Annotated in this window: 26 protein-coding genes; 25 read left to right on the plus strand and 1 reads right to left on the minus strand. The window is 35.0% G+C overall.

Features of this window, described 5'->3' with window-relative positions:
- Nucleotides 1–2: 2 nt before the first annotated feature.
- From mnmA to holA, 25 genes are all read left to right on the plus strand, one after another.
- Nucleotides 3–1,115 carry a tRNA 2-thiouridine(34) synthase MnmA gene (gene mnmA, locus CD112_RS00170; RefSeq protein ID WP_002481106.1) on the plus strand — a complete coding sequence of 371 codons (1,113 nt, stop codon included), beginning with the start codon at nt 3–5 and terminating at the stop codon, nt 1,113–1,115.
- 101 nt (nt 1,116–1,216) lie between these two features.
- The gene (locus CD112_RS00175; protein WP_002481105.1) at nt 1,217–1,885 is read left to right on the plus strand and encodes a tetratricopeptide repeat protein; all 669 of its coding nucleotides are present in this window, start codon (nt 1,217–1,219) and stop codon (nt 1,883–1,885) included.
- Nucleotides 1,886–1,887: 2 nt separating this feature from the next.
- Entirely contained in the window at nt 1,888–4,302 is a 2,415-nt protein-coding gene (recD2, locus tag CD112_RS00180) for an SF1B family DNA helicase RecD2 (protein WP_103363653.1), read from the plus strand.
- Between the two features lie 310 nt (nt 4,303–4,612).
- On the plus strand, nt 4,613–7,243 hold the full coding sequence (gene alaS, locus CD112_RS00185; protein ID WP_070626376.1) for an alanine--tRNA ligase: 2,631 nt from the start codon (nt 4,613–4,615) through the stop codon (nt 7,241–7,243).
- A gap of 68 nt (nt 7,244–7,311) precedes the next feature.
- Nucleotides 7,312–7,575, plus strand: coding sequence for an IreB family regulatory phosphoprotein (locus CD112_RS00190; RefSeq protein ID WP_103363654.1), 264 nt, complete (start codon nt 7,312–7,314; stop codon nt 7,573–7,575).
- Nucleotides 7,576–7,578: 3 nt separating this feature from the next.
- Entirely contained in the window at nt 7,579–8,004 is a 426-nt protein-coding gene (gene ruvX / locus CD112_RS00195; protein WP_002481101.1) for a Holliday junction resolvase RuvX, read from the plus strand.
- 24 nt (nt 8,005–8,028) lie between these two features.
- Entirely contained in the window at nt 8,029–8,340 is a 312-nt protein-coding gene (locus tag CD112_RS00200; RefSeq protein WP_002481100.1) for a DUF1292 domain-containing protein, read from the plus strand.
- 242 nt (nt 8,341–8,582) lie between these two features.
- On the plus strand, nt 8,583–9,224 hold the full coding sequence (locus CD112_RS00205; RefSeq protein WP_103363655.1) for an O-methyltransferase: 642 nt from the start codon (nt 8,583–8,585) through the stop codon (nt 9,222–9,224).
- On the plus strand, nt 9,221–10,144 hold the full coding sequence (locus CD112_RS00210) for a peptidase U32 family protein (RefSeq protein ID WP_103363656.1): 924 nt from the start codon (nt 9,221–9,223) through the stop codon (nt 10,142–10,144). Before CD112_RS00205 ends, CD112_RS00210 begins: the two co-directional genes overlap by 4 nt.
- A gap of 12 nt (nt 10,145–10,156) precedes the next feature.
- Nucleotides 10,157–11,428 (plus strand): peptidase U32 family protein, encoded by a 1,272-nt coding sequence (locus tag CD112_RS00215; RefSeq protein WP_103363657.1) that lies wholly within the window; start codon nt 10,157–10,159, stop codon nt 11,426–11,428.
- Entirely contained in the window at nt 11,428–12,054 is a 627-nt protein-coding gene (gene udk, locus CD112_RS00220; RefSeq protein WP_002481096.1) for a uridine kinase, read from the plus strand. Before CD112_RS00215 ends, udk begins: the two co-directional genes overlap by 1 nt.
- A 25-nt stretch (nt 12,055–12,079) precedes the next feature.
- Nucleotides 12,080–12,562, plus strand: a complete 483-nt coding sequence (greA, locus tag CD112_RS00225) for a transcription elongation factor GreA (protein WP_002481095.1) — start codon at nt 12,080–12,082, stop codon at nt 12,560–12,562.
- A 207-nt stretch (nt 12,563–12,769) separates the two neighbouring features.
- Nucleotides 12,770–13,456 (plus strand): 5'-methylthioadenosine/adenosylhomocysteine nucleosidase, encoded by a 687-nt coding sequence (locus tag CD112_RS00230; protein ID WP_023015123.1) that lies wholly within the window; start codon nt 12,770–12,772, stop codon nt 13,454–13,456.
- Between the two features lie 20 nt (nt 13,457–13,476).
- Nucleotides 13,477–14,004: a YqeG family HAD IIIA-type phosphatase gene (locus CD112_RS00235; protein WP_002481093.1), complete on the plus strand. Its 528-nt coding sequence runs from the start codon at nt 13,477–13,479 to the stop codon at nt 14,002–14,004.
- Nucleotides 14,005–15,102, plus strand: coding sequence for a ribosome biogenesis GTPase YqeH (gene yqeH, locus CD112_RS00240; RefSeq protein ID WP_002481092.1), 1,098 nt, complete (start codon nt 14,005–14,007; stop codon nt 15,100–15,102). It abuts the gene before it with no gap.
- A gap of 12 nt (nt 15,103–15,114) precedes the next feature.
- The gene (gene aroE, locus CD112_RS00245) at nt 15,115–15,924 is read left to right on the plus strand and encodes a shikimate dehydrogenase (protein ID WP_103363658.1); all 810 of its coding nucleotides are present in this window, start codon (nt 15,115–15,117) and stop codon (nt 15,922–15,924) included.
- On the plus strand, nt 15,925–16,215 hold the full coding sequence (yhbY, locus tag CD112_RS00250) for a ribosome assembly RNA-binding protein YhbY (protein WP_002481090.1): 291 nt from the start codon (nt 15,925–15,927) through the stop codon (nt 16,213–16,215).
- 3 nt (nt 16,216–16,218) lie between these two features.
- Nucleotides 16,219–16,791: a nicotinate-nucleotide adenylyltransferase gene (locus tag CD112_RS00255; RefSeq protein WP_002481089.1), complete on the plus strand. Its 573-nt coding sequence runs from the start codon at nt 16,219–16,221 to the stop codon at nt 16,789–16,791.
- On the plus strand, nt 16,781–17,365 hold the full coding sequence (gene yqeK, locus CD112_RS00260; RefSeq protein ID WP_002481088.1) for a bis(5'-nucleosyl)-tetraphosphatase (symmetrical) YqeK: 585 nt from the start codon (nt 16,781–16,783) through the stop codon (nt 17,363–17,365). The genes CD112_RS00255 and yqeK overlap by 11 nt, the downstream gene beginning before the upstream one ends.
- Complete coding sequence (gene rsfS / locus CD112_RS00265; protein ID WP_002481087.1) at nt 17,366–17,716, plus strand: ribosome silencing factor; 351 nt, start codon at nt 17,366–17,368, stop codon at nt 17,714–17,716.
- The gene (locus CD112_RS00270; protein ID WP_103363659.1) at nt 17,717–18,433 is read left to right on the plus strand and encodes a class I SAM-dependent DNA methyltransferase; all 717 of its coding nucleotides are present in this window, start codon (nt 17,717–17,719) and stop codon (nt 18,431–18,433) included.
- Nucleotides 18,434–18,486: 53 nt separating this feature from the next.
- The gene (locus tag CD112_RS00275) at nt 18,487–19,170 is read left to right on the plus strand and encodes a ComEA family DNA-binding protein (RefSeq protein WP_103363660.1); all 684 of its coding nucleotides are present in this window, start codon (nt 18,487–18,489) and stop codon (nt 19,168–19,170) included.
- 70 nt (nt 19,171–19,240) lie between these two features.
- Nucleotides 19,241–19,702 carry a ComE operon protein 2 gene (locus CD112_RS00280; protein ID WP_002481084.1) on the plus strand — a complete coding sequence of 154 codons (462 nt, stop codon included), beginning with the start codon at nt 19,241–19,243 and terminating at the stop codon, nt 19,700–19,702.
- Between the two features lie 7 nt (nt 19,703–19,709).
- On the plus strand, nt 19,710–21,947 hold the full coding sequence (locus CD112_RS00285) for a DNA internalization-related competence protein ComEC/Rec2 (RefSeq protein ID WP_103363661.1): 2,238 nt from the start codon (nt 19,710–19,712) through the stop codon (nt 21,945–21,947).
- A 69-nt stretch (nt 21,948–22,016) separates the two neighbouring features.
- The gene (gene holA, locus CD112_RS00290; RefSeq protein WP_023015129.1) at nt 22,017–22,991 is read left to right on the plus strand and encodes a DNA polymerase III subunit delta; all 975 of its coding nucleotides are present in this window, start codon (nt 22,017–22,019) and stop codon (nt 22,989–22,991) included.
- Between the two features lie 33 nt (nt 22,992–23,024).
- Here the strand turns inward: holA and rpsT are convergent, their stop codons facing one another.
- Nucleotides 23,025–23,276: a 30S ribosomal protein S20 gene (rpsT, locus tag CD112_RS00295; RefSeq protein WP_002481081.1), complete on the minus strand. Its 252-nt coding sequence runs from the start codon at nt 23,274–23,276 to the stop codon at nt 23,025–23,027.
- Between the last annotated feature and the right edge of the window lie 91 nt (nt 23,277–23,367).

Genomic DNA, 23,367 nt, shown 5'->3' on the forward strand with positions numbered 1-23,367 from the left:
GCGTGAGCAACCAAGATACTCGTGTTGTAGTAGGAATGTCTGGCGGCGTAGACAGCTCAGTTACTGCCTATCTTTTAAAAGAACAAGGCTATGACGTCATCGGTATTTTCATGAAAAACTGGGATGACACTGATGAAAATGGCGTTTGTACCGCGACAGAAGATTACAATGACGTGATTGCTGTTTGTAACCAAATCGGTATACCGTATTATGCGGTAAACTTCGAAAAAGAATACTGGGATAAAGTCTTTACTTACTTCCTAGATGAATATAAAAAAGGACGCACACCAAATCCTGATGTGATGTGTAATAAAGAAATTAAGTTCAAAGCATTTTTAAACCATGCTATGAAACTCGGTGCAGATTATGTGGCGACAGGCCATTATGCACAAGTAAGACGCAATGAAGATGGCACAGTAGAAATGCTGCGTGGTGTGGATAATAATAAAGACCAAACATATTTCTTAAATCAACTGACACATGAACAACTATCTAAAGTAATGTTTCCACTTGGCGGCATGGAGAAATCAGAAGTCAGAGAAATCGCGTTAGCACAAGATTTAGCAACTGCGAAGAAAAAAGATTCGACAGGAATCTGCTTTATCGGCGAACGAAACTTCAAAGATTTCTTATCTAATTATTTACCAGCACAATCTGGTGATATGCGCACATTAAACGGTAAAAAAATGGGAACACACGGCGGTTTAATGTATTACACAATCGGTCAACGTCATGGTCTAGGTATCGGCGGCGATGGCGATCCATGGTTTGTTGTAGGTAAAAACCTTGAAGATAATGTGTTATATGTAGAACAAGGTTTCCATCATGATGCATTGTACAGTGATTATTTGATCGCTTCTGACGTTTCACTTGTGAATGATATCGACTTATCACAAGGTTATCGTTGTACCGCAAAATTCAGATATCGTCAAAAAGATACAGGGGTGACAGTGACACAAATCGGTGATGATCAAATCCGTGTTGATTTTGATGAACCAGTACGTGCAATCACACCTGGACAAGCCGTTGTATTATATGATGGCGACGTTTGCTTAGGTGGCGCAACAATTGATGATGTTTATAAAAATGAAGGTCAACTCACATATGTTGTCTAAATTTTAATCAGGGACTAGGACTTTCCTAGTCTCTTTTTTACATAGTTTCAAGTTTTTCTGATAAAATAAAGAGTTGAATAAGAAAGAAATGAGGACTAAGCATGAAACAAGAAGAAATTTATCAGTTAATTAAAGAAGGTCAATTTGAAACAGCGTTAAAAGCACTGTTTGAAAATATTGATGCACATCCTGAAGACATTGAAAACTACATTAATTCAGGTATTCTGCTTGCGGAAGCAGGTGAAATTGAAAAAGCTGAGAAATTTTTCCAAAAAGCTTTAACTATCGATCCGAACAACGGTGCGATTTATTATAATTTAGCTAATGTTTATTATAATGCAGAAAGTTTTAATGATGCGATTAAACTTTATCAACAAGCACTCAAAACAGGTGTCGATGAAGCGGATACCAATTATATGATAGGGATGTCATTTAATAACTTAGGTGACTATAAATCTGCATTACCTTTCCTTATGCGTGCTGCAGAATTAGATCAAAATAAAGATGAAGAAATTCAATTCCAATACGGTTTAGTCCTATGTCATTTGGAATTGTTTGACCAAGCTGTCAAACAGTTAGATACCGTGTTAAATATAAATCCCAAACATACAGACGCATTATATAACCGTGGTTTAGCGGGTTATATGTTTACTGAAGAAATCTATGAAGCAATACCATACTTTGAAAAAGCAATAGAGATTGATCCAGAACATTTATTAAGTCAGCATGCACTTAAAACATTCACCCAATTTGATGCAGAGGAGGAATAAATTTGGAGAACCCTACATTGTTTGACTATTCGATGGTCAAAGGAACAGTAGAAGCAATCTTATTTCAAAATAAAGATAATTTCTATACCGTATTAAAAGTAGATCCGATTGAAACCAATGAAGATTTTGATAATATGCCTACAATTGTGGGGTTCTTTCCTGAAATTGCTGAAGGCGATGTTTATACCTTCAAAGGTCAAGCTGTGACACACCCTAGATACGGCAAACAATTAAAAGCTGAAACTTTCGAAAAAGAAGTACCGCAAACAAAAGATGCGATTATCAGTTACTTATCAAGTGATTTGTTTAAAGGTGTCGGTAAGAAAACGGCTGAAAATATCGTAAATACACTTGGTGAAAATACCATCAATAAAATTTTAGATGATCGTTCAGTCCTAGAAGAAGTACCGAATTTATCTAAAAAGAAACAAAGCCAAATCGCAGATCAAATCTACAGTAATCAAGAAGTAGAAAAAATTATGATCAGACTTCATGATTTAGGCTTCGGTCCGAAATTAGCGATGAGCATCTATCAAGTTTATCAAAGTGACACCTTACAAACGATAGAGAAAAATCCATATGATCTTGTCTATGATGTACGCGGTGTCGGTTTCCACAAAGCAGATACTTTAGCTAAGAATTTAGGCATAGAATATAACGCCCCTGAACGCTTAAAAGCAGGTCTGCTTTATACGATAGAAGAAGAATGTATTAAACAAGGTCATACATTTTTACCTAAAGATTATGTATTAGAAACTTCGTTAGAGATGTTAAGCAAGGGATATGACCAAACGATAGATGCCAGTATGTTAGAAAAAGTGATACTTGAATTGACAGAAGAAAGTAAGTTGGTGGAAGCGGATGAAACACTTTCTATCCCAAGCTTATATTATTCAGAAGTCAAAAGTGTGCAGAACCTGTATCGTATTGCGTCACATCAAGCTAAATTAGAGAATATTGAACAATCTGACTTACAAATCAATATTGGTGAAATCGAGGAAATGAATGGAGTCAACTACGCATCTTCTCAAAAAGAAGCACTTGAAACAGCGATTAATTCAAAAGTCATGCTGCTGACAGGTGGTCCAGGTACCGGTAAAACAACGGTTATCAAAGGCATCGTTGAACTCTATGCGGAAACGCATGGTTTATCCTTATCCTATGACGATTACCAAGAAGATGATTATCCGATAGCGCTTGCTGCACCTACAGGACGTGCAGCCAAACGTTTACAAGAATCAACTGGACTTGAAGCAATGACCATCCATCGTTTAATCGGCTGGAGTCAAGATACCAAGCCTGAAGATGTCTTAGAAAATGAAATTACTGCTAAGCTCATCATTATTGATGAAATGTCAATGGTAGATACATGGTTGTTTCATCAGTTCTTGAATGCAGTACCGATTGATGCACAAATCATTTTAGTCGGAGATGAAGACCAATTACCATCAGTCGGCCCAGGACAAGTGTTTAAAGATTTAATTGATGCGAAAGTCATTCCACGTGTTAATTTAACTGAAGTCTACCGTCAACAAGATGGTTCTAGTATCATTGAACTCGCACATAAAATGAAATTAGGTCAGCCGATAGACATTACTGAGCGATTCCACGATCGCAGCTTTATTCCTTGTACAGCTGAACAAATACCAGATGTAGTCAATAAAGTGGTGAGTTCTGCTGTTAAAAAAGGCTACGATATGAGCGATATTCAAGTCTTGGCTCCGATGTATCGCGGCAGTGCCGGCATTAAGCGTTTAAATAAAGTATTACAAGATATCTTGAATCCTAAAGCTGAAGATGCAAGAGAGATTGAGTTCGGAGAAGCGGTCTTTAGAAAGGGCGACAAAGTCTTACAACTTGTGAATCGTCCTAATGATAATATTTTCAATGGTGATATCGGTGTGATTGTCGGTATCTTCTGGGCACGTGAAAACGAATTAAATAAAGATATACTTGTCGTCGATTTTGAAGGTAATGAAATTACATTTACCAAACAAGATATGATGGAGTTAACACATGCTTATTGTACTTCCATTCATAAAGCACAAGGTTCAGAGTTTCCAATTGTTATTATGCCGATTGTAAAACAATATTATCGCATGTTGCAGCGTCCGATTATCTATACAGGACTTACACGTGCCAAACAATCTTTAGTTTTTCTTGGTGATAGCCAAGCCTTTGACATCGGTATGAAGACCCATGGGCAAGTACGTATGACGAGACTCGCACAATTGCTCAGAGATTACTTCGGTCATGAGAGTGAAACAAATGAAGAACAAGCAGATGAACAAATAAATGATCAAACAACCTCAGCACCTGCACAACAACTCGTAGAATTAACAGAAGCAACGATTTATGAAATTGACCCGATGATTGGTATGGGTAAGGTCACACCTTATACTTTTAATCATGAATAAAGTGTTGTGTGAAGTATGATATATGTTGACTTTTAAAGTCTGTCAGACTAAAATAAAATTAATTCGCATAAAGCCGAGTAAGCAAATCGTTATGCCTAAGAGAGGTACCGGGTGGTGTAAGGTATCGCATCATTTGCTGAACGCTACTTTATGTCAGTCCGTATAAGAACAAGAGTGATGCAGGATAATTTGCTGCATAACTAGGGTGGTACCGCGATGCATTCGTCCCTTTGAGGATGAATGCATTTTTATTTTGTGAAAGAACCTATACGGCAATGTTTTAAATATGTATATTAGGAGTGAGTTATTTATGAAGCGATTAAAAGCAAGTGAAATCAGACAAAATTTCATTGATTACTTTAAAGAAAATGGACATATGGTCGAACCTTCTGCACCTTTAGTACCGATTGATGACGATTCATTATTATGGATCAACTCAGGTGTTGCGACATTAAAAAAATACTTTGATGGACGAGAAATTCCAAAAAAACCACGTATCGTGAACGCGCAAAAAGCGATTCGTACAAACGATATTGAAAACGTTGGTTTTACTGCACGTCACCATACTTTCTTTGAAATGTTAGGGAACTTTTCTATTGGTGATTATTTCAAACGTGAAGCGATTGAATTTGCTTGGGAATTCTTAACTAGTGATCGTTGGATGGGTATGGAACCTGAAAAATTATACGTGACCATTCACCCTGAAGATATGGAAGCTTTCGATTTATGGCACGATGTCATCGGTTTAGATGAAAGCCGTATTATTCGTATTGAAGGCAACTTCTGGGATATCGGTGAAGGTCCATCAGGTCCGAACACAGAAATCTTCTATGACCGTGGTCCAGACTATGGTCAAGATGATCCGGCTGAAGAAATGTATCCAGGTGGCGAAAACGAACGTTACTTAGAAGTATGGAACTTAGTCTTTAGTGAATTCAACCATAATCCTGATCATACGTATACACCACTTCCAAATAAAAACATTGATACCGGCATGGGTCTAGAACGTATGGCATCGATTGCGCAAAATGTACGTACTAACTATGAAACTGACCTATTTATCCCAATCATTGAAGAAGTTGAACAAATTTCAGGTAAGAAATATCAACAAGATGCTACGCAAGATGTTGCATTCAAAGTCATTGCGGATCATATCAGAACCATCGCATTCGCAATCGGTGATGGCGCTTTACCAGCAAATGAAGGCCGCGGTTATGTCTTACGCCGTTTATTACGTCGTGCAGTTCGTTTCAGTCAATCTTTAGATATCAACAAACCATTTATGTATGAACTTGTCGATACAGTGGCAGACATTATGGAACCTTACTATCCAGAAGTAAAACAAAAAGCAGATTTCATTAAACGTGTCATTAAATCTGAAGAAGAACGTTTCCACGAAACATTAGAAGAAGGCTTAGCAATTTTAAATCAATTTATCAAAACAGCTAAAAACGGCGATAAAATGATTAAAGGTGAAGATGCGTTCAAATTATATGATACGTATGGTTTCCCAGTTGAATTGACTGAAGAAATCGCTGGTAACGAAGGTTTAAGTGTCGATATGGCGACATTCGAAACAGAAATGCAGCAACAAAGAGATCGTGCACGTCAAGCACGTCAAAATTCACAATCAATGCAGATTCAAAGTGAAGTGTTGAAAAATATCACGACAGATAGTGAATTTGTCGGTTATACACATACAGATTATCAAACGGAGTTAACAGACTTAATTTATAATGGCGAAGCGGTAGAACAAGCAGATGCGGGTGAAACAGTTTACTTTATTTTAAGACAAACACCATTCTACGCTGTTTCAGGTGGTCAAGTGGCTGACCAAGGTACAGTCGGCAATGACAACTTCGAAATTGAAGTGACTGAAGTAACGAAAGCACCAAATGGTCAAAACTTGCATAAAGGTATCGTGCAATTCGGTCAAGTCACAAAAGGCGCACAAGTCGACGCTTCAGTTAACCAAGAAGAACGCCGTGCTATTACGAAAAACCATAGTGCAACCCACTTATTACATGCTGCGTTGAAAGAAGTGTTAGGTGACCATGTCAATCAAGCAGGTTCACTCGTTGAAGGCGAACGTTTACGTTTTGACTTCTCGCATTTCGGTCCTGTGACTAAAGAAGAATTAGAACAAATTGAACGTCGTGTCAATGAACAAATCTGGAACGGCATTAATGTTTCAATCAAAGAAATGCCGATTGAAGAAGCCAAAGCTTCAGGTGCAATGGCATTATTCGGTGAAAAATATGGCGATATTGTCCGTGTTGTAGATATGAAACCATTCTCAATTGAATTATGCGGCGGTATTCATGTTCAAAACACATCAGAAATCGGTTTATTTAAAATTGTCAGCGAATCAGGTACAGGTGCTGGTGTCAGACGTATTGAAGCCTTAACAGGTAAAGCAGCATTCTTATACCTTGAAGGTATCCAAGATAAATTCAATGAAGTGAAACACTTAGTGAAAGCTAAAGACGATACACAAGTGGCTGAAAAAGTAACACACGTGATTGACAGCGAAAAACAATTACACAAACAATTAGAACAACGTAACCAAGAAATCACTGCACTAAAAATGGGCAGCTTAGATGATCAAGTTGAAGACATTAACGGGTTGAAAGTATTAGCGTTACAAGTAGAAGCAGACAATGCGAAAGCCTTAAGACAAACTATGGATGATTTCAAATCTAAATTACAAGATGCGGTCATTATCTTAGCAAGTGATGTCGGTGGTAAAGTTGCTTTAGTTGCGACGGTACCGAAATCAGAGACAAATAAAGTCAAAGCAGGCGACATTATTAAAGAAATGGCACCTGTTGTCGGCGGTAAAGGCGGCGGTCGTCCAGATATGGCACAAGGCGGCGGCAGCGAGCCAGGTAAGATAACAGATGCATTACAATTCATTAAAAACTACATTAAATCACTATAATCTCCTTGCACTCTCATGTAGAATAGAGGATGTATCAGCCTACTATAGTAGAAGGAGTGTGTAGTAAAATGAACAATTTTGATAAAACAATGCGTTTCAATATTGAAGAAGTACCAAAAGATGATGTTAAATCCGTGCTGACTAATGTGTATCATACCCTTGAAGAACGTGGTTACAATCCAGTAAACCAAATTGTAGGATATTTACTTTCAGGAGATCCTGCGTATATCCCACGTCATAACGAAGCAAGAAATCAAATCAGACGTATCGATCGTGATGATATCATGGAAGAACTTGTTTCTAATTATTTGAAGGTATCAGATAAAGAATAATCAATGTTATCACATAAAATTATCGGATTAGATGTTGGCAGCAAAACAGTCGGCGTTGCTGTGAGCGACTTAATGGGTTGGACTGCTCAAGGCTTAGATACACTCCGAATCAATGAAGAAGAAAATGAATTAGGTATAGACCGCTTGGCAGCTATCATCAAACAAGAGGATGCAGATACTGTCGTGATAGGATTACCGAAGAACATGAATAATTCTATTGGATTTAGAGGCGAAGCTTCGTTAAAATACAAAGAAGCACTCCTTGAAGCATTACCAGATCTTAAAGTGGTAATGTGGGATGAGCGCCTAAGTACAATGGCAGCTGAAAGGTCATTGTTAGAAGCAGATGTTTCTAGAAAAAAACGCAGCAAGGTCATCGATAAAATGGCAGCTGTGTTTATCTTACAAGGCTATTTAGATTCACTTTAATTTACCGTAAAAGGAGCGTTATTTATGTCAGAGAAAAATCAAAATCAAGAAGCGGAATTACAAATCAATAACGATGAGGAATTATTAACTTTATTCGATGAAGAAGGCAATGAAGTCCTTTATCGTAAAGTATTAGAATTTTATCATCCTGAATTTGACAAAGAATATGTCATTTTAGCTGAAGAAGGCGAAGCGTCAGACGACGATGATATGATTGAATTAATTCCGATGATCAATGTCCCAGATGAGTCTGGTGACGGCGGTAAATTCTTACCAGTTGAAACTGAAGAAGAGTGGGACATGATTGAAGAAATCGTTAACACTGAAATGGAATAAATGAGCAGTTATGAAGCGGAGGTTATCCTCCGCTTTTTTCGTGCCTCGAAATACAATTTGCACTTGACTCATAACAAAGTATTTTGCAGATATTCATTCTGAGTACTTAATATTCAATAGGTTTTATGGTAAAATATGTAAAGTTAAATAATGATATGTGCAACAGCGATATAAGAATCAGTCAAACTGCGACTGATTTATTTTTATTCTTTTGTACATTGTATGGATAAAGGAAGAGAAATATGAGCAAAAATGAAAGTTATTTAGTTGCGTTATCACAAAAGCATTCCCATCCATTAGAAAGATTAAGACCTTATGCGATAGAACATGAGGTACCGATTATTCATCCTTTATCATTAGATATGATCAAACAGTTGATACGCATCCATCAGCCAAAGCGTATTTTAGAAATCGGTACTGCTATTGGCTATAGCGCTATGCATTTTGCGTCTGTTGATCCTTCTGTGCATATATGGACGATTGAACGTGATAAAAACATGTATCAACAAGCTGAACAAAACATTGAAGACTTTGGATATCAAACGCAAATTCATATGATTTATGGAGATGCGAGAGAAACATTTGACCAAGTCTCTGATACACAGTTCGATATGATATTTATCGATGCGGCAAAAGCACAAACAAAGAAATTCTTTGAACTGTATACCCCCATGCTTAGAGAAGGCGGTTTAGTCGTCATTGATAACATTTTATATCATGATTTTGTTGCTGATATTGATGTGGTTCGCAGCAGGAATATTAAACAAATGGTGAAGAAGATTCAAAAGTTCAACGCATGGTTAAATGATAACGAAGCATATCAAACAAACTTTTTAGATATAGAAGACGGTTTAGCAATAGCCGTAAAAGGAGACTCGAAATGACAGAATTACTCGTGACACCTAAATCAGTCGCACATATTGAGACTTTAATTGAAAAAGGTGCTGATGCTTTTGTGATAGGCGAACAAAAGTTCGGTTTACGCTTAGCAGGTGAATTTGACCGTACTGCGATGAGAGAAGCGGTCGATATCATTCATGCACATGGCAAAAAAGCATATGCGGCTGTTAACGGTATTTTTCATAACTATCACTTAAACGCTGTAGAAGATTATATTGATTTCTTACACGAAATCAGAGTAGATCGCATTATCTTCGGTGACCCGGCAGTCGTGATGTATGTTAAAGCACAACAAAACCCAATTGCTTTGAACTGGGACGCTGAAGCATTAGTCACAAACTACTTCCAGTGCAATTACTGGGGTAAACGTGGTGCGAAACGTGCTATACTTGCGCGCGAATTGAATTTAGAAGAAATCTTGAACATTAAAGCACATGCGGATGTTGAAATTGAAGTACAAGTCCATGGTATGACATGTATGTTCCAATCAAAACGTATGCTGCTCGGCAATTATTATACATTCCAAGACAGACAAATGAAGATAAAACGTAATGAAACAGACAAGGATTTATTGTTATACGATGAAGAACGCGAAAATCAATATCCTGTGTTTGAAGATTATAACGGCACACATATTATGTCACCGAATGATATCTGTTTGATTGAAGAGTTAGAGCCGTTGCTTGAAGCGGGCATCGACAGCTTGAAAATTGATGGTGTATTACATACAGAAGAATATATTAACGTATGTACAGAACAATATAGAGAAGCCATTGATTTATATCATGAAGACCCTGAAGCTTATGAAGATGAAAAATTCATGCTCGTTGATCCGATTGAAGCCATTCAACCAGACCATCGACCATTCGATGAAGGATTCTTATTCAAACATACCGTTTATTAAGGAGGAAAAATCTTGGTTACTCAAGTTAAAGAAGTAAAAACACAACCTAAATGCCAAGTGAAAAAGCCAGAGTTGCTTGCACCTGCAGGTAACTTGGAAAAACTGAAAATTGCTGTACATTATGGGGCAGACGCAGTCTTTTTAGGCGGACAAGAGTATGGACTCCGCTCTAATGCTGATAACTTCACAATGGAAGAAATCAAAGAAGGCGTTGAATTCGCATCACAATACGGTGCAAAAATTTATGTCACAACAAATATCATCGCGCATGATGAAAATATGGATGGTTTAGAAGATTATTTAAGAAATCTAGAAGCCACAGGCGCAACAGGAATTATTGTTGCGGACCCATTGATTATTGAAACATGTAAACGTGTCGCACCTAAACTTGAAATTCATTTATCAACACAACAATCACTAAGTAACTATAAAACAGTAGAGTATTGGAAAGAAGAAGGTTTAGATCGTGTTGTACTTGCACGTGAAACAGGCGCAATGGAAATGAAAGAGATGAAAGAAAAAGTAGATATCGAAATCGAAGCTTTTATCCATGGCGCAATGTGTATCGCATATTCCGGTCGCTGTACTTTAAGTAATCATATGACAGCACGTGACTCTAACCGCGGCGGATGCTGCCAAAGCTGTCGTTGGGATTATGACTTATTAGAAGTCGATGAAGATGGCGACTTAGACTTGTTTTATAAAGAAGAAGAAGTCGTTCCATTTGCGATGAGTCCTAAAGACTTGAAGTTAATCGAATCTATTCCAAACATGATGGATATCGGTATTGATTCACTTAAAATTGAAGGACGTATGAAATCAATTCACTATATTGCGACTGTTGTTTCTGTCTATCGTAAAGTGATTGATGCGTATGCAGCAGACCCTGACAACTTTAAAATTAAACCAGAGTGGTTAATAGAATTAGATAAATGTGCTAACAGAGACACTGCTTCTTCATTCTTTGAAGGCACACCAGGTTACCAACAACAAATGTTCGGTAATGAATCTAATAAGAAAACACCATATGATTTCTGCGGTTTAGTGTTAGACTATGACAAAGAAACAAAAATGGCGACAATTCAGCAGCGTAATCACTTTAAACCTGGACAAGAAATTGAATTCTTCGGTCCTGAAATCGATAACTTTACACAAGTCGTCGAAGCGATTTATGACGAAGAAGGCAATGCATTAGATGCTGCACGTCACCCACTTCAAATTGTTCAATTTAAAGTGGATCATGATATTTATCCAAACAACATGATGCGAAAGGAAATAGGATAATGAAAGCCACTACCATTATAGGCATTGCAGGCGGTTCTGGATCAGGTAAAACATCAGTCACAAACGAAATTCTGCATAATTTAGAAGGTCATAGTGTTGCATTAATTGCACAAGACTACTATTATAAAGACCAATCACATTTAACATTTGAAGAACGCTTACAAACGAATTATGACCATCCGTTTGCGTTCGATAATGATTTATTGATTCAAAATCTAATTGATTTACGCAATGGTATACCTGTAGAGGTACCGACGTATGATTATGTCAATCACACGAGAAGCCCTGAAACCATTGCATTTCAACCGAAAGATGTTATTATCGTAGAAGGAATATTTGCACTAGAAAACAAAACATTACGTGATTTAATGGATGTTAAGATTTATGTCGATACCGATGCAGATTTACGTATCTTAAGACGCTTGATGCGTGATACGAAAGAGCGAGGTCGCTCTATGGAATCTGTCATTGATCAATATATGTCTGTCGTACGTCCGATGCATAATCAATTCATCGAACCGACTAAACGTTATGCGGATATTATTATCCCTGAAGGCGGCAGTAATAAAGTTGCTATCGATATAATGACGACAAAAATCCAATCATTAATACAAAATCAACAGTAACACTTGAGTAAAGGAAGATGAAAATATGGAAAACCAAAAACAATATCCAATGACCCAAGAAGGTTTTGAAAAGCTAGAACAAGAACTTGAAGAATTAAAAACTGTCAAACGACCTGAAGTCGTAGAAAAAATCAAAGTTGCACGTTCTTTCGGGGACTTATCTGAGAACTCTGAGTATGATGCAGCGAAAGATGAACAAGGTTTCATTGAACAAGATATCCAACGTATTGAACACATGATTCGCAATGCATTGATTATTGAAGATACAGGCGATAACAATGTGGTACAAATCGGGAAAACTGTGACATTTGTTGAACTGCCTGATGGCGATGAAGAAGTGTATCAAATTGTTGGGTCTGCAGAAGCAGATGCATTCAATGGCAAAATTTCAAACGAATCACCGATTGCAAAAAGTTTAATCGGTAAACACCTAGAAGACGAAGTTCGTGTACCACTTCCAAACGGTGCAGAAATGAAAGTGAAAATTACTAATATTCAATCACAATAATCATTTATCACAAAGGCTGATATCGCTTTATGATAAATAGATAACAAAGGGTTGGTGATACTTTTGTTTGAAGCTTGCTTCAAATGGACAAAAGTAAAGCGCCAACCTTTTTTATGTGATGATTGTGGTGAACATGGTCTTTGGTCGTTGCACTAGACAAATTATGATAAAATATCACTGATAGTTCATTTGAAAGGGGAAATGGCAATGATAGGAATCATTGGCGCAATGGAAGAAGAAATAATGATATTAAAAGAACATATTGAGGATTTAGAAGAAGTTACCATTGCTCATGTAAAATTTTATAAAGGTAAAATTAATGATAAAGCAGTCGTCTTGACGTTAAGCGGTATCGGTAAAGTTAACGCAAGTATCTCCACTGCTTTACTTATTCAACAATTCTCCCCAGAGGCAATTTTGAATACAGGTTCTGCAGGGGCGCTAGATCACTCGTTGAATGTGGGTGATGTCTTGATTGGGACAGAAGCGATGTATCATGATGCGGATGCGACGGCATTCGGTTATGAATTGGGACAAATTCCGAATATGCCGATTGCGTATGAAGCGGATGATAACTTAGCAGAATTAGCACAAGCTGTTATTGAGAAGCAAAACTTAACAGGTCGCTTAGGTATGATTGTCAGCGGCGACAGTTTTATCGGTGAAGTTAAACAACGTGAATACATTAAAGAACATTTCCCTAAAGCTATGGCTGTAGAGATGGAATCTGCAGCAATTGCACAAACATGTTATCAATTTAACACACCGTTTATTATTACAAGAGCAGTATCAGATTTAGCGAATGGCGAAGCAAATATTACGTTTGATGAATTCATTGGAGAAGCAGCGAAAACATCAAGTGAAACTGTACTCCAAATGTTAAAATCATTATAAAGATAAGGTGGATTAATGTAATGGGAATTTTAAGTAGGAATTTTATGCCGAATGCTTATGTTAAATCAATCCATGAAATAGACTTTGATCAGTTAGCAGAAAATGGAATCAAAGGCGTTATTACGGATTTGGACAATACATTAGTAGGTTGGGACGAAGCTGATCCGACACCGGCAGTCATTCATTGGTTTAATATGTTGAATGAAAAAGGTATCAAAGTGACTGTGGTTTCAAATAACCATCAAGGCAGAGTATCTAGTTTCTGCCAACCACTCAAAGTCAACTATATCTTTGAAGCTAAAAAACCGATGGGGAAAGCCTTTAAACATGCATCAGAACGTATGGGATTAAAGCCTGAAGAGACTGTTGTTATTGGTGATCAAATGATGACAGATGTCTTTGGCGGTAATAGACGTGGCATGTATACTGTTATGGTTGTTCCTGTAAAAAAAACTGATGGATTTATCACGAAATTCAATCGAATTATTGAAAGACGTTTATTACACAGATACAAAAGAAAAGGCTATATTAAATGGGAGGAAAATTGATTGACAGAAACGAAATGTATTGGATGCGGTGCGACTTTACAAGCCGATGATCCAAAGAAACCAGGTTATGTGCCAGCGCACAATCTGCATAAAGAAGATGTGATATGTCAACGCTGTTTCAGATTAAAAAATTATAATGAGATTCAAGATGTGGGTATGGATAGCCAAGATTTCTTGGACTTATTAAATCATCTTGCAGATAAAAAAGGACTTGTAGTCAATGTTGTAGATATCTTTGATTTTGAAGGTTCCTTCATAAATGCTTTAAAGCGTATTGTAGGGAATAAAAAAGTGATTCTTGCAGCGAATAAAATTGATTTATTACCTAAACAAATTAATAAACGCCGTGTTAAAGATTGGTTGAAAAAATCCGCGCGAAAATATGGGCTGGAAGCGGAAGATGTTGTTTTAATTTCTGCAGAAAAAGGATACGGGATTCAAGATTTATTAGAAGCTATCCAACAACACCGAAAACAAGAAGATGTTTATATCGTAGGCACAACCAACGTTGGCAAATCTACATTAATCAATAAGCTGATTGAACAAAGTGTAGGTGAAAAGAATGTAGTAACAACTTCACGATTCCCAGGAACAACTTTAGATTTAATAGATATTCCATTAGACGATCATTCATTTATGTACGATACACCTGGTGTTATACAAGATCATCAAATGACGCATTATGTTTCTGAAAAAGAACTTAAACAAATTATGCCTAATAAAGAAGTGAAGCAACGTGTTTATCAATTAAACGAAGAACAAACACTCTTCTTTGGAGGATTAGCAAGAATCGATTACGTTTCTGGAGGTAAACGCCCACTGGTTTGTTATTTTTCTAATAATTTGCCGATTCATCGGACTAAAACTGAAAAAGCCAATGAGTTATGGCGTACTCAGCTCGGTAAATTATTAGCACCACCAAGTAATAAAGATGATTTTAATTTAGACGAAATGAAAGCAGTACGCTTGGAAACGGGTAAAGAGAAGAGAGACGTAATGATTGCAGGGTTAGGTTTTATAACAATTGGACCTGGAGCAAAAGTTATTGTCAGAGTTCCGAAATCAGTTGATGTTGTATTGAGAAATTCAATCATGTAGCAGGTGATAGTTATGAAATTTACAGTAATCGGTCATCCTATAGACCACTCGTTATCTCCAATTATGCACGACGCAAACTTTAAAGCGTTAAAGCGAGATGACACTTATGAAGCATTAAACATTCCACCAAAACATTTTCATTTAATCAAAGAAATTATAAATGAAAAACAATTGGATGGTTTTAATATTACTATTCCGCATAAGGAAAACATTATACCTTACCTTGATGAAATAGATTCACATGCCGAAACAATTGGCGCTATTAATACAGTGAAGATTGAAAATGGTCGTTGGTTAGGTTATAACACTGATGGCATTGGTTATGTTAAAGGGTTGCAAGAAGTATATCCAAAACTAGAAAATGCAAAAATATTGCTAATAGGAGCAGGTGGCGCTAGTAAAGGTTTAGCAGCCGCATTGAATGAGATTGTTACAACACCTTTAGCTGTTGCGAATCGTACAATGAGCAGATTCGATACTTGGGATTTATCTGTAGAACAATTAACGCTAAGTGATGCTGAGAAAATGTTGGATCGTTTTGATATTGTCATAAATACTACACCTGCTGGAATGAATAAAAATAAAGATGTAGTGATATCATTAGACAACCTAGCACCTCACACACTTGTTAGTGATATCGTCTATATTCCATCCAAAACGCCGATATTAGCACTCGCTGAAGAAAAAGGTAATCCTATATATAATGGCTTGGATATGTTTGTTAATCAGGGTGCTGAAAGTTTTAAAATTTGGACAGGTCAAACAGCTGATACTGAGGCGATGAAAACGGCAGTAATCGAACAATTAAAAAGGAGAAATTAAATGCTTACAGGAAAACAAAAGAGATTTTTAAGAAGTAAAGCGCATCATGTGAACCCTACTTTTCAAATTGGAAAAGCTGGTTTAAATGAAAATATGATTGAGCAACTAGATGAAATTTTAGAAAATAGAGAGTTAATAAAAATTCATATCTTACAAAATAATATGGATGATAAAAGTGAACTTGCACGAGCTGTAAGTGAAGCAACAAATAGTGAATTGGTACAAGTAATTGGGTCTATGATTGTTCTATATAAAGAATCAAAAGAAAATAAGCAAATTGAATTACCTTAATTAATGACGCAATCAATAGTATTATACGGGGGCCAATTCAATCCAATTCATACAGCACATTTAGCTGTAGCAAGTGAAGTGTATCATCAATTAAAACCAGATCGTTTTTTATTTTTACCCAGTTACATGTCACCACTTAAAAGCCATAATTCTGAATTAAACACAACACATCGTCTAAAGATGTTAGAGATCGCTACAGAAGAATTAGGATTTGGTGAGGTATGCTTGGATGAAATAGAACGACAAGGTCAAAGTTATACTTACGACACACTAAATGCAATTAAATCTGAACATCCTGATTCAAGACTTTTCTTTATTATCGGCACAGACCAATACGAACAATTAGAACGTTGGTATCGTATTGATGAACTTAAACAAATTGTTACATTTGTTGTTGTCAATCGAGGAAAAGAAGTACAGGAAGTATCAGAAGACATGATAGCTGTAAGGATACCTAGAATTGATATCAGTTCATCATTGATTCGTCACCGTGTACAATCAGGTGAATCAATACAAATTCTAGTTCCTAAACAGGTTGAATCATATATCAGAAGGGAGCGATTATATGAAAATTGAAGAAGCTATCAAACTAGTTGAAGAAAAACTGCCAAAGAAAAGATATAAACATTCATTAAGAGTAGCTGAGACAGCAAAACATTTAGCTGAAATCCATAAAGGGGACGTGGAAAAAGCTGAACTTGCTGGTGTTTTACATGACTTTTCAAAATATGATGATTTAGGATATATGTATCAAATTGTAGGTCAGCATAATTTAGACCCGGATTTATTAAGTTATGGTTCAGAAATTTTACATGGCCCAGTCTGTGCAGTTATTATGAAAGAGAAGTATGGTATTACTGATGAAGAAGTATTAGCTGCTATTCACTATCATACGACTGGTCGTGCACAAATGACAAAAACAGAAAAATTGGTTTTTATTGCGGACTATATTGAACCAAAAAGAGAAATACCAGGCGTTGAAGAAATTAGAGGAATGGCAGAACAACCAGGCAACTTAGATCAAACAATTTATGAAATCTCTAAAAGAACAGTGCTATTTTTAATTGGTAAAGATATCAGTGTGTACAAAGCGACGATTGATTGTTTAAACTACTATAATTTCAGTGATGAAAGAATAAAGGATGATTAAATGCAAGTAGAACAAATTTTAGATATAGCGATTAAAGCAGTTGAAAGTAAAAAAGCAGAAGAAGTTATTTCACTTAATTTAGAAGGTATTCATGATATGGCAGACTACTTTGTTATTTGTCATGGTAATAATGAACGTCAAGTACAAGCAATCGGTAGAGCGGTAAAAGAAGCTGCAGATAAAGAAGGTATTAATGTTTCAGTGTTTGAAGGTTTAAACGAAGCAAGATGGATTTTATTAGATTTATCTGGTGTTATCGTACACATCTTCCATAAAGATGAACGCGGCTATTATAACATTGAAAAACTTTATAGAGATGCACCGATGAAAACATATGAGGAAGCTTATTAAATGAGCCAGTATGAAGGCTTTAGCCAATATTATGATGAGCTTACACAAGATCAACCATACAATCAATGGCTAGAAATTATACGACAAGCAACTTCTAAGCGAACTAGTATATTGGATATTGGCTGTGGTACTGGTAGTTTGACGACGTTATTAACTGATTTTAAAAGTGTAACAGGAATGGATTTAAGTAGTGATATGCTCGCAGTTGCTTCCCAAAAGTCTGATTCAGTTAGATGGATTGAGGGTGACATGACAGATTTTGAATTAGGTCAAAATTTTGATGTCATTACTATATTGTGTGATTCATTAAATTATATTACTGATCAACATGATGTTATTGAAACATTTAAGCATGTATATCGTCATTTAAATACTGATGGAACATTTATCTTTGATGTCCACTCAAAGTTTAAAATGAATACGCTATTTGCAAATCAAACATATATTGATGAAACTGAACATATCTTTTTAGCATGGGAAGCAATTCAAGGTGATTTACCTGACAGTGTATGGCATTATATGACTTTCTTTGAACAACAAGACGATGGAAGTTATCGACGTTTTGATGAAGAGCATTTTCAAAAAACATTCAGCGAACAAGCATATATTGAAATGCTTAATGAAGTTGGTTTTAGCCACATTCATACATTTTATGACTTTGATATTAAAAATCATGATGAACAAAGCGATCGCTTATTCTTCATAGTTAAAAAATAAAAGAAGAAAAATCACTCCTTTAAACGTTTAAAAGATAAAGGAGTGAATTTTTTATGTTAGAACAGTTAAAAAACTACTATAACCAATATAAGCATTTCTCATGGTTATTGGTTATTGCAGTTATTGTGCTTGCTTTTATTTTAATGAAACTACACTCTGATAGTAGTAACCAAGAAATAGAATCAACTGCTCAAAATGTGAGCAACTCTCATTTAGATAATGACAAACAAAATTTTTCAAAAAAGAGAGAATCAAACAAAGAGGCCGACACAGAAACTGAAGCAAATAGAAAAACTCAAGTAGTAGTGGTAGATGTTAAAGGGGCTGTTGAACACCCTGATATTTATGAAATGAAAGATAATCAACGTATAAAAGATGTGTTAAATAAAGCAAAGCTAACGAGCAAGGCTGATTTAACAACTATCAATCTTTCGGAGAAATTAACTGACCAAAAAATGATTTTCATACCAGAGAAAGGTCAAAATCTAACAACAAGTAGTAGCATAAGCACCTCTAGTACACAAAGCACTAATAAATCACCACAAACGAAAGTTAACCTTAACAGTGCCAAAGAAAATGAATTAACTACTGTGAACGGCTTAGGACCTTCTAAAGCAAAGGCGATCATTGAATTTAGAGAAACAAAAGGACCTTTTAATAGTGTGGATCAATTGAAAAATGTTAAAGGTATCGGAGAAAAATCGTTCGAGAAGTTAAAAGAATATTTTACAGTTTAACAATATTGATTTATTACTGTGCAGATTTGTAATAAAATAGTATTGTTATAAGACAAAGGAGGTTCAAAGTGTGGAAAGAATTAAATGGGAAGAATACTTTATGGCTCAAAGCCATTTGTTATCTCTTCGCTCAACATGTACAAGATTATCTGTAGGGGCTACTATAGTGAAAGATAATAGAATCATAGCTGGTGGCTATAATGGTTCAGTTGCAGGTGAAGTACATTGTATTGACGAAGGTTGTTTAATGGAAGATGGACATTGTATAAGAACAATACATGCAGAAATGAACGCGATTCTTCAGTGTGCAAAACAGGGTGTTTCAACTGAAGGAGCAACGATATATGTCACACATTTCCCATGTTTGAACTGTACGAAATCTATTATTCAAGCAGGTATTAAGAAAATCTACTATGCTAAAGATTACCATAACCATGATTATGCTTTAAAATTACTGAAACAATCAGGGATTGAATATAAAAAAATACCATTTGATGCCGATCAAGTTGCAGAATTCTTAACGAAGAAGTGATTCATATTTGATATATATCGCACTTGCATTTTTAGAAGGCATCTTATTGATATATAATAAGCCGCTTGCATACATTTTTGCCGGCTTATTATTTTTAATGTTATACAAAAGAAAGTTACCAATATTATTAACCATATTGATATTATGTCAACCTATAATAAGTTATGAAATATTTTCTAGCCATATAAAGTCTAATATTCAAGATTTAAAGTGGTTTAAGATTCATAGTCATTTGAATAATCGCATTGAAATTACTCAATTAAAGGTTAAAAACGAAAAATATGTAGAAGGGATAGCAAAATTACAAAATCATTCAGTCAAACTTTTCTATTTTCCAAAGCAAAAAAGTCATTTAATTGAATTGAAAAAGTTACCCTCAAACTTAAATTGTATTGTAGAAGGGCAGCTAAAAGTTGATTCGGATTTTAACGACACGATTTCACTTATGGTAAATAAATTCAATACGAAATCGTGCACTGCTATCGAGTCAAATTCCGTTCATTCAATAATTGAAAAACACAAGGCTTTTTCATTAACTCGCTTAAAATCAAATTCTCCATACTGGCAAAATACTTATGCAATGATTACAGGGGATGTCAGTTATATTGATAAAGGTGCAATTGAACTTGATAAAGAAATCGGCATTTATCATCTATTGGCCGTAAGTAGTTCACATGTCGTTGTAATAGCATCCATATTTTACTTTGTATTTAATCGTTTCTCTATTCCTCTTTTTATTACAAAGACTTTTATTATCTTCGTATTGTTTTTATTTGCTTATTATACTAATTTTGCACCGAGCGCTTTAAGAGCAATACTTTGTATGTCCTTAGTCATGATTATTCCAAAAAGATTCTATCAATCATTATTAGACATACTAGCAACAGTCTTCCTTTTTTTATGTGTTACCAATCCTGATATCGTTTTTGATATTGGATTTCAATTCTCATTCTTAATCACTTTTTTCATTATGTTATGCGCTCCAATTTTAAAAACATTAACAACTATACAATCTATGTATGCAATGACATTCATAGCACAAATCGGATCATTTTTAGTGAGTGCGTTTCATTTTAATCAGATTCAGTGGATTGGTTTTGTTGCTAACTTCATCTTTATACCATTTTATTCATTCATTCTATTTCCCATTGCTATCTTCACTTTTTTCTATTATCAATTTTTTGGTTCAAATCTGTTATTAAATCAAATAATCTCGTTTAGTTATTGGTTACATGACACGCTCTTAATTCCGATTTTCAAGCATTTAACATGCTATAGATGGTTTATAGGGGAAATGAACAGCTTACTTTTAGCTGGTACCCTTATTTGGCTCGTAATGATGCTTACGTTAACTACAAATGGCAAAATAAAAAAATCTACTGTTATTTTTATACTTGGAAGTATCATTATTACTTATTCAGCATCATTACCACATTTAAGATTTACAGCACTTAATGTTGGACAAGGAGATTTTTTTTTATTTGAAACAGGAGCTAGACAACGCATATTAATAGACACAGGAGGTAAGGCACAAAACGAAAATGAGCTCTTTGATTTTAGTACCAAGAATGCAAATGCTTCTCATTCTATCAGCAAGTTTCATGTGCTGCCAACCCTCTGTAAAAGGGGTATTTCTTCGTTAGATTATGTCATTATTACACATCCACATGCTGATCATATCGGTGAATTAGATTATATAATTAGCCATGTTCACATTAAACGCTTAATCATTAATTTTAAAAGTTATCCCACTCACACATTAATGCAATTAAAAGACTTGTGTCATAAATATAAAACCACTCTATTAGATGTTAATAGTATTTCTTCGATTAAACTAGGAGATAATAAAATAAAATTTTATAATACGGCAATCACTCAAAGTAAGGATTTAAACGATCATTCAATAATAGCTTTGATACAAACTAAGACATATAACATATTAACAACTGGAGACGCGACAATAAAAAATGAACAGAAGTTGCTATCGAATTATAAACTTCCGAAAATAGATATATTGAAAGTAGGACATCATGGCAGTAAAACAAGTAATAGTGAAGTATATTTAAATACTATTCATCCTACTTATAGTATTATATCGAGCGGTCAAAACAACGTATATAAATTACCTAATAAATCTGTAGTAGATAGATTAAAAAAAGTAGGTACTAAGTTATACAATACGCAAAACAATGGTGAAGTGACTTTCAAATTAAATAAGGAAATTGAGGTGGAAACTGAAAAATAATTATAAATGGTCTGACTATCGGACAAATGATATAATACTTAAGTATGCTAATTTTGAGAGGTGCAAGTTGTGGAAAATAATATTATTACTATTTATGGTGAAGTTCCAGAGCTTATAGAAAAGAAAACGCAAGAACTTACGCAACAGTATTTGCAAGGTGAAAAAGATGAATTCAATTATGCAAGTTTTAATTTAAATGAAACTGAAATCAGTGTATGTATTGAAGAAGCTTTAACTTTACCGTTCTTCTCTGACTTGAAGGCTGTTATTGTGAAAAACGCTTATATCTTTACAGGTGATAGAGGTAATAAAGATTTAAATCATAATATAGAGCAACTGCAGGAATTTATTGAAAAATATGATGGTCCTTCATTGGTTATATTTGAAGTTTATAATCCTAAGCTAGACGAGCGTAAAAAGCTTGTTAAAAGCTTAAAAAAATATACAAAACTGGTTAAAATCGAGCAAATGTCTGAAGATGAGCTTAAAAATTGGATTAAGCATACCTTAAATGAACAATATAAGGATATTAAACAAGATGCTTTGAACTTATTTATTGATTTAACAGGTATAAATTTTAACTTAGTTAAACAAGAGTTAGAAAAAATTATCTTATATTTAGGAGATCGTCCAACTATAACTAAACAAGATGTTGAGACAATTGTAAATAGAAGCCTAGAGCAGAACGTTTTCTTATTAACAGATTATATTCAACAAGGAAAAAAAACTGAAGCAGTGCATTTAGTGAATGATTTAATTACTCTAAAAGAAGAACCAATTAAGTTGTTGGCTTTGATTGCTAGTAATTTCAGGTTATATTATCAATGCAAAATTCTAGCTAAAAAAGGTTATTCACAAGCTCAAATCGCTAAAACTGTCAGTGTCCATCCATTTAGAGTGAAATTAGCATTGAGAGCATCTAGACAGTATGATTTGAAGCACTTGATGAATATTATGAATGCATGTGCTGAAACTGATTATAAATTAAAATCTTCGTATATGGACAAACAGCTTATATTAGAACTCTTTATTTTATCCATATAAAAAAAAGTTCAAGCAGATGCTTGAACTTTTTCATTATTTAGCTGCAACCATTAATTTTGATTTAATGCGGTCAGCTTTATTTGAGTGAATTAAGTTAGCTTGAGAAGCTTTGTCGACTTTTTTCACAGCGATACGTACTAATTCATTTTTGTTTTCAGCGTTTTCAGCGATAGCTGTTTTCGCACGTTTAACTGCAGTACGCATAGCATTTTTTTGAGAAATGTTTTGTGCTTCAGCTTTGTTAGTTGTTTTAACACGTTTAATAGCAGATTTAATATTTGGCATTGAATGTCACCTCCTAAAAGTGATCTATGATCATCAAATAAATATTTGATTACAACAAGAAACATTTTATCAAATGTACTATTAAACTGCA

The sequence above is a fragment of the Staphylococcus simulans genome, assembly GCF_002902285.1.
GTDB lineage: Bacteria > Bacillota > Bacilli > Staphylococcales > Staphylococcaceae > Staphylococcus > Staphylococcus simulans.

Coding starts and splice junctions, on each gene's coding strand:
- CD112_RS00275 (WP_103363660.1), top strand. CDS start 18,487: ATGTTAGAACAGTTAAAAAACTACTATAACCAATATAAGCATTTCTCA.
- aroE (WP_103363658.1), top strand. CDS start 15,115: ATGAAATTTACAGTAATCGGTCATCCTATAGACCACTCGTTATCTCCA.
- ruvX (WP_002481101.1), top strand. CDS start 7,579: ATGTTATCACATAAAATTATCGGATTAGATGTTGGCAGCAAAACAGTC.
- yqeK (WP_002481088.1), top strand. CDS start 16,781: ATGAAAATTGAAGAAGCTATCAAACTAGTTGAAGAAAAACTGCCAAAG.
- CD112_RS00175 (WP_002481105.1), top strand. CDS start 1,217: ATGAAACAAGAAGAAATTTATCAGTTAATTAAAGAAGGTCAATTTGAA.
- rsfS (WP_002481087.1), top strand. CDS start 17,366: ATGCAAGTAGAACAAATTTTAGATATAGCGATTAAAGCAGTTGAAAGT.
- greA (WP_002481095.1), top strand. CDS start 12,080: ATGGAAAACCAAAAACAATATCCAATGACCCAAGAAGGTTTTGAAAAG.
- CD112_RS00205 (WP_103363655.1), top strand. CDS start 8,583: ATGAGCAAAAATGAAAGTTATTTAGTTGCGTTATCACAAAAGCATTCC.
- udk (WP_002481096.1), top strand. CDS start 11,428: ATGAAAGCCACTACCATTATAGGCATTGCAGGCGGTTCTGGATCAGGT.
- CD112_RS00200 (WP_002481100.1), top strand. CDS start 8,029: ATGTCAGAGAAAAATCAAAATCAAGAAGCGGAATTACAAATCAATAAC.
- CD112_RS00210 (WP_103363656.1), top strand. CDS start 9,221: ATGACAGAATTACTCGTGACACCTAAATCAGTCGCACATATTGAGACT.
- rpsT (WP_002481081.1), bottom strand. CDS start 23,276: ATGCCAAATATTAAATCTGCTATTAAACGTGTTAAAACAACTAACAAA.
- CD112_RS00235 (WP_002481093.1), top strand. CDS start 13,477: ATGGGAATTTTAAGTAGGAATTTTATGCCGAATGCTTATGTTAAATCA.
- alaS (WP_070626376.1), top strand. CDS start 4,613: ATGAAGCGATTAAAAGCAAGTGAAATCAGACAAAATTTCATTGATTAC.
- CD112_RS00230 (WP_023015123.1), top strand. CDS start 12,770: ATGATAGGAATCATTGGCGCAATGGAAGAAGAAATAATGATATTAAAA.
- CD112_RS00190 (WP_103363654.1), top strand. CDS start 7,312: ATGAACAATTTTGATAAAACAATGCGTTTCAATATTGAAGAAGTACCA.
- CD112_RS00270 (WP_103363659.1), top strand. CDS start 17,717: ATGAGCCAGTATGAAGGCTTTAGCCAATATTATGATGAGCTTACACAA.
- CD112_RS00255 (WP_002481089.1), top strand. CDS start 16,219: ATGACGCAATCAATAGTATTATACGGGGGCCAATTCAATCCAATTCAT.
- yhbY (WP_002481090.1), top strand. CDS start 15,925: ATGCTTACAGGAAAACAAAAGAGATTTTTAAGAAGTAAAGCGCATCAT.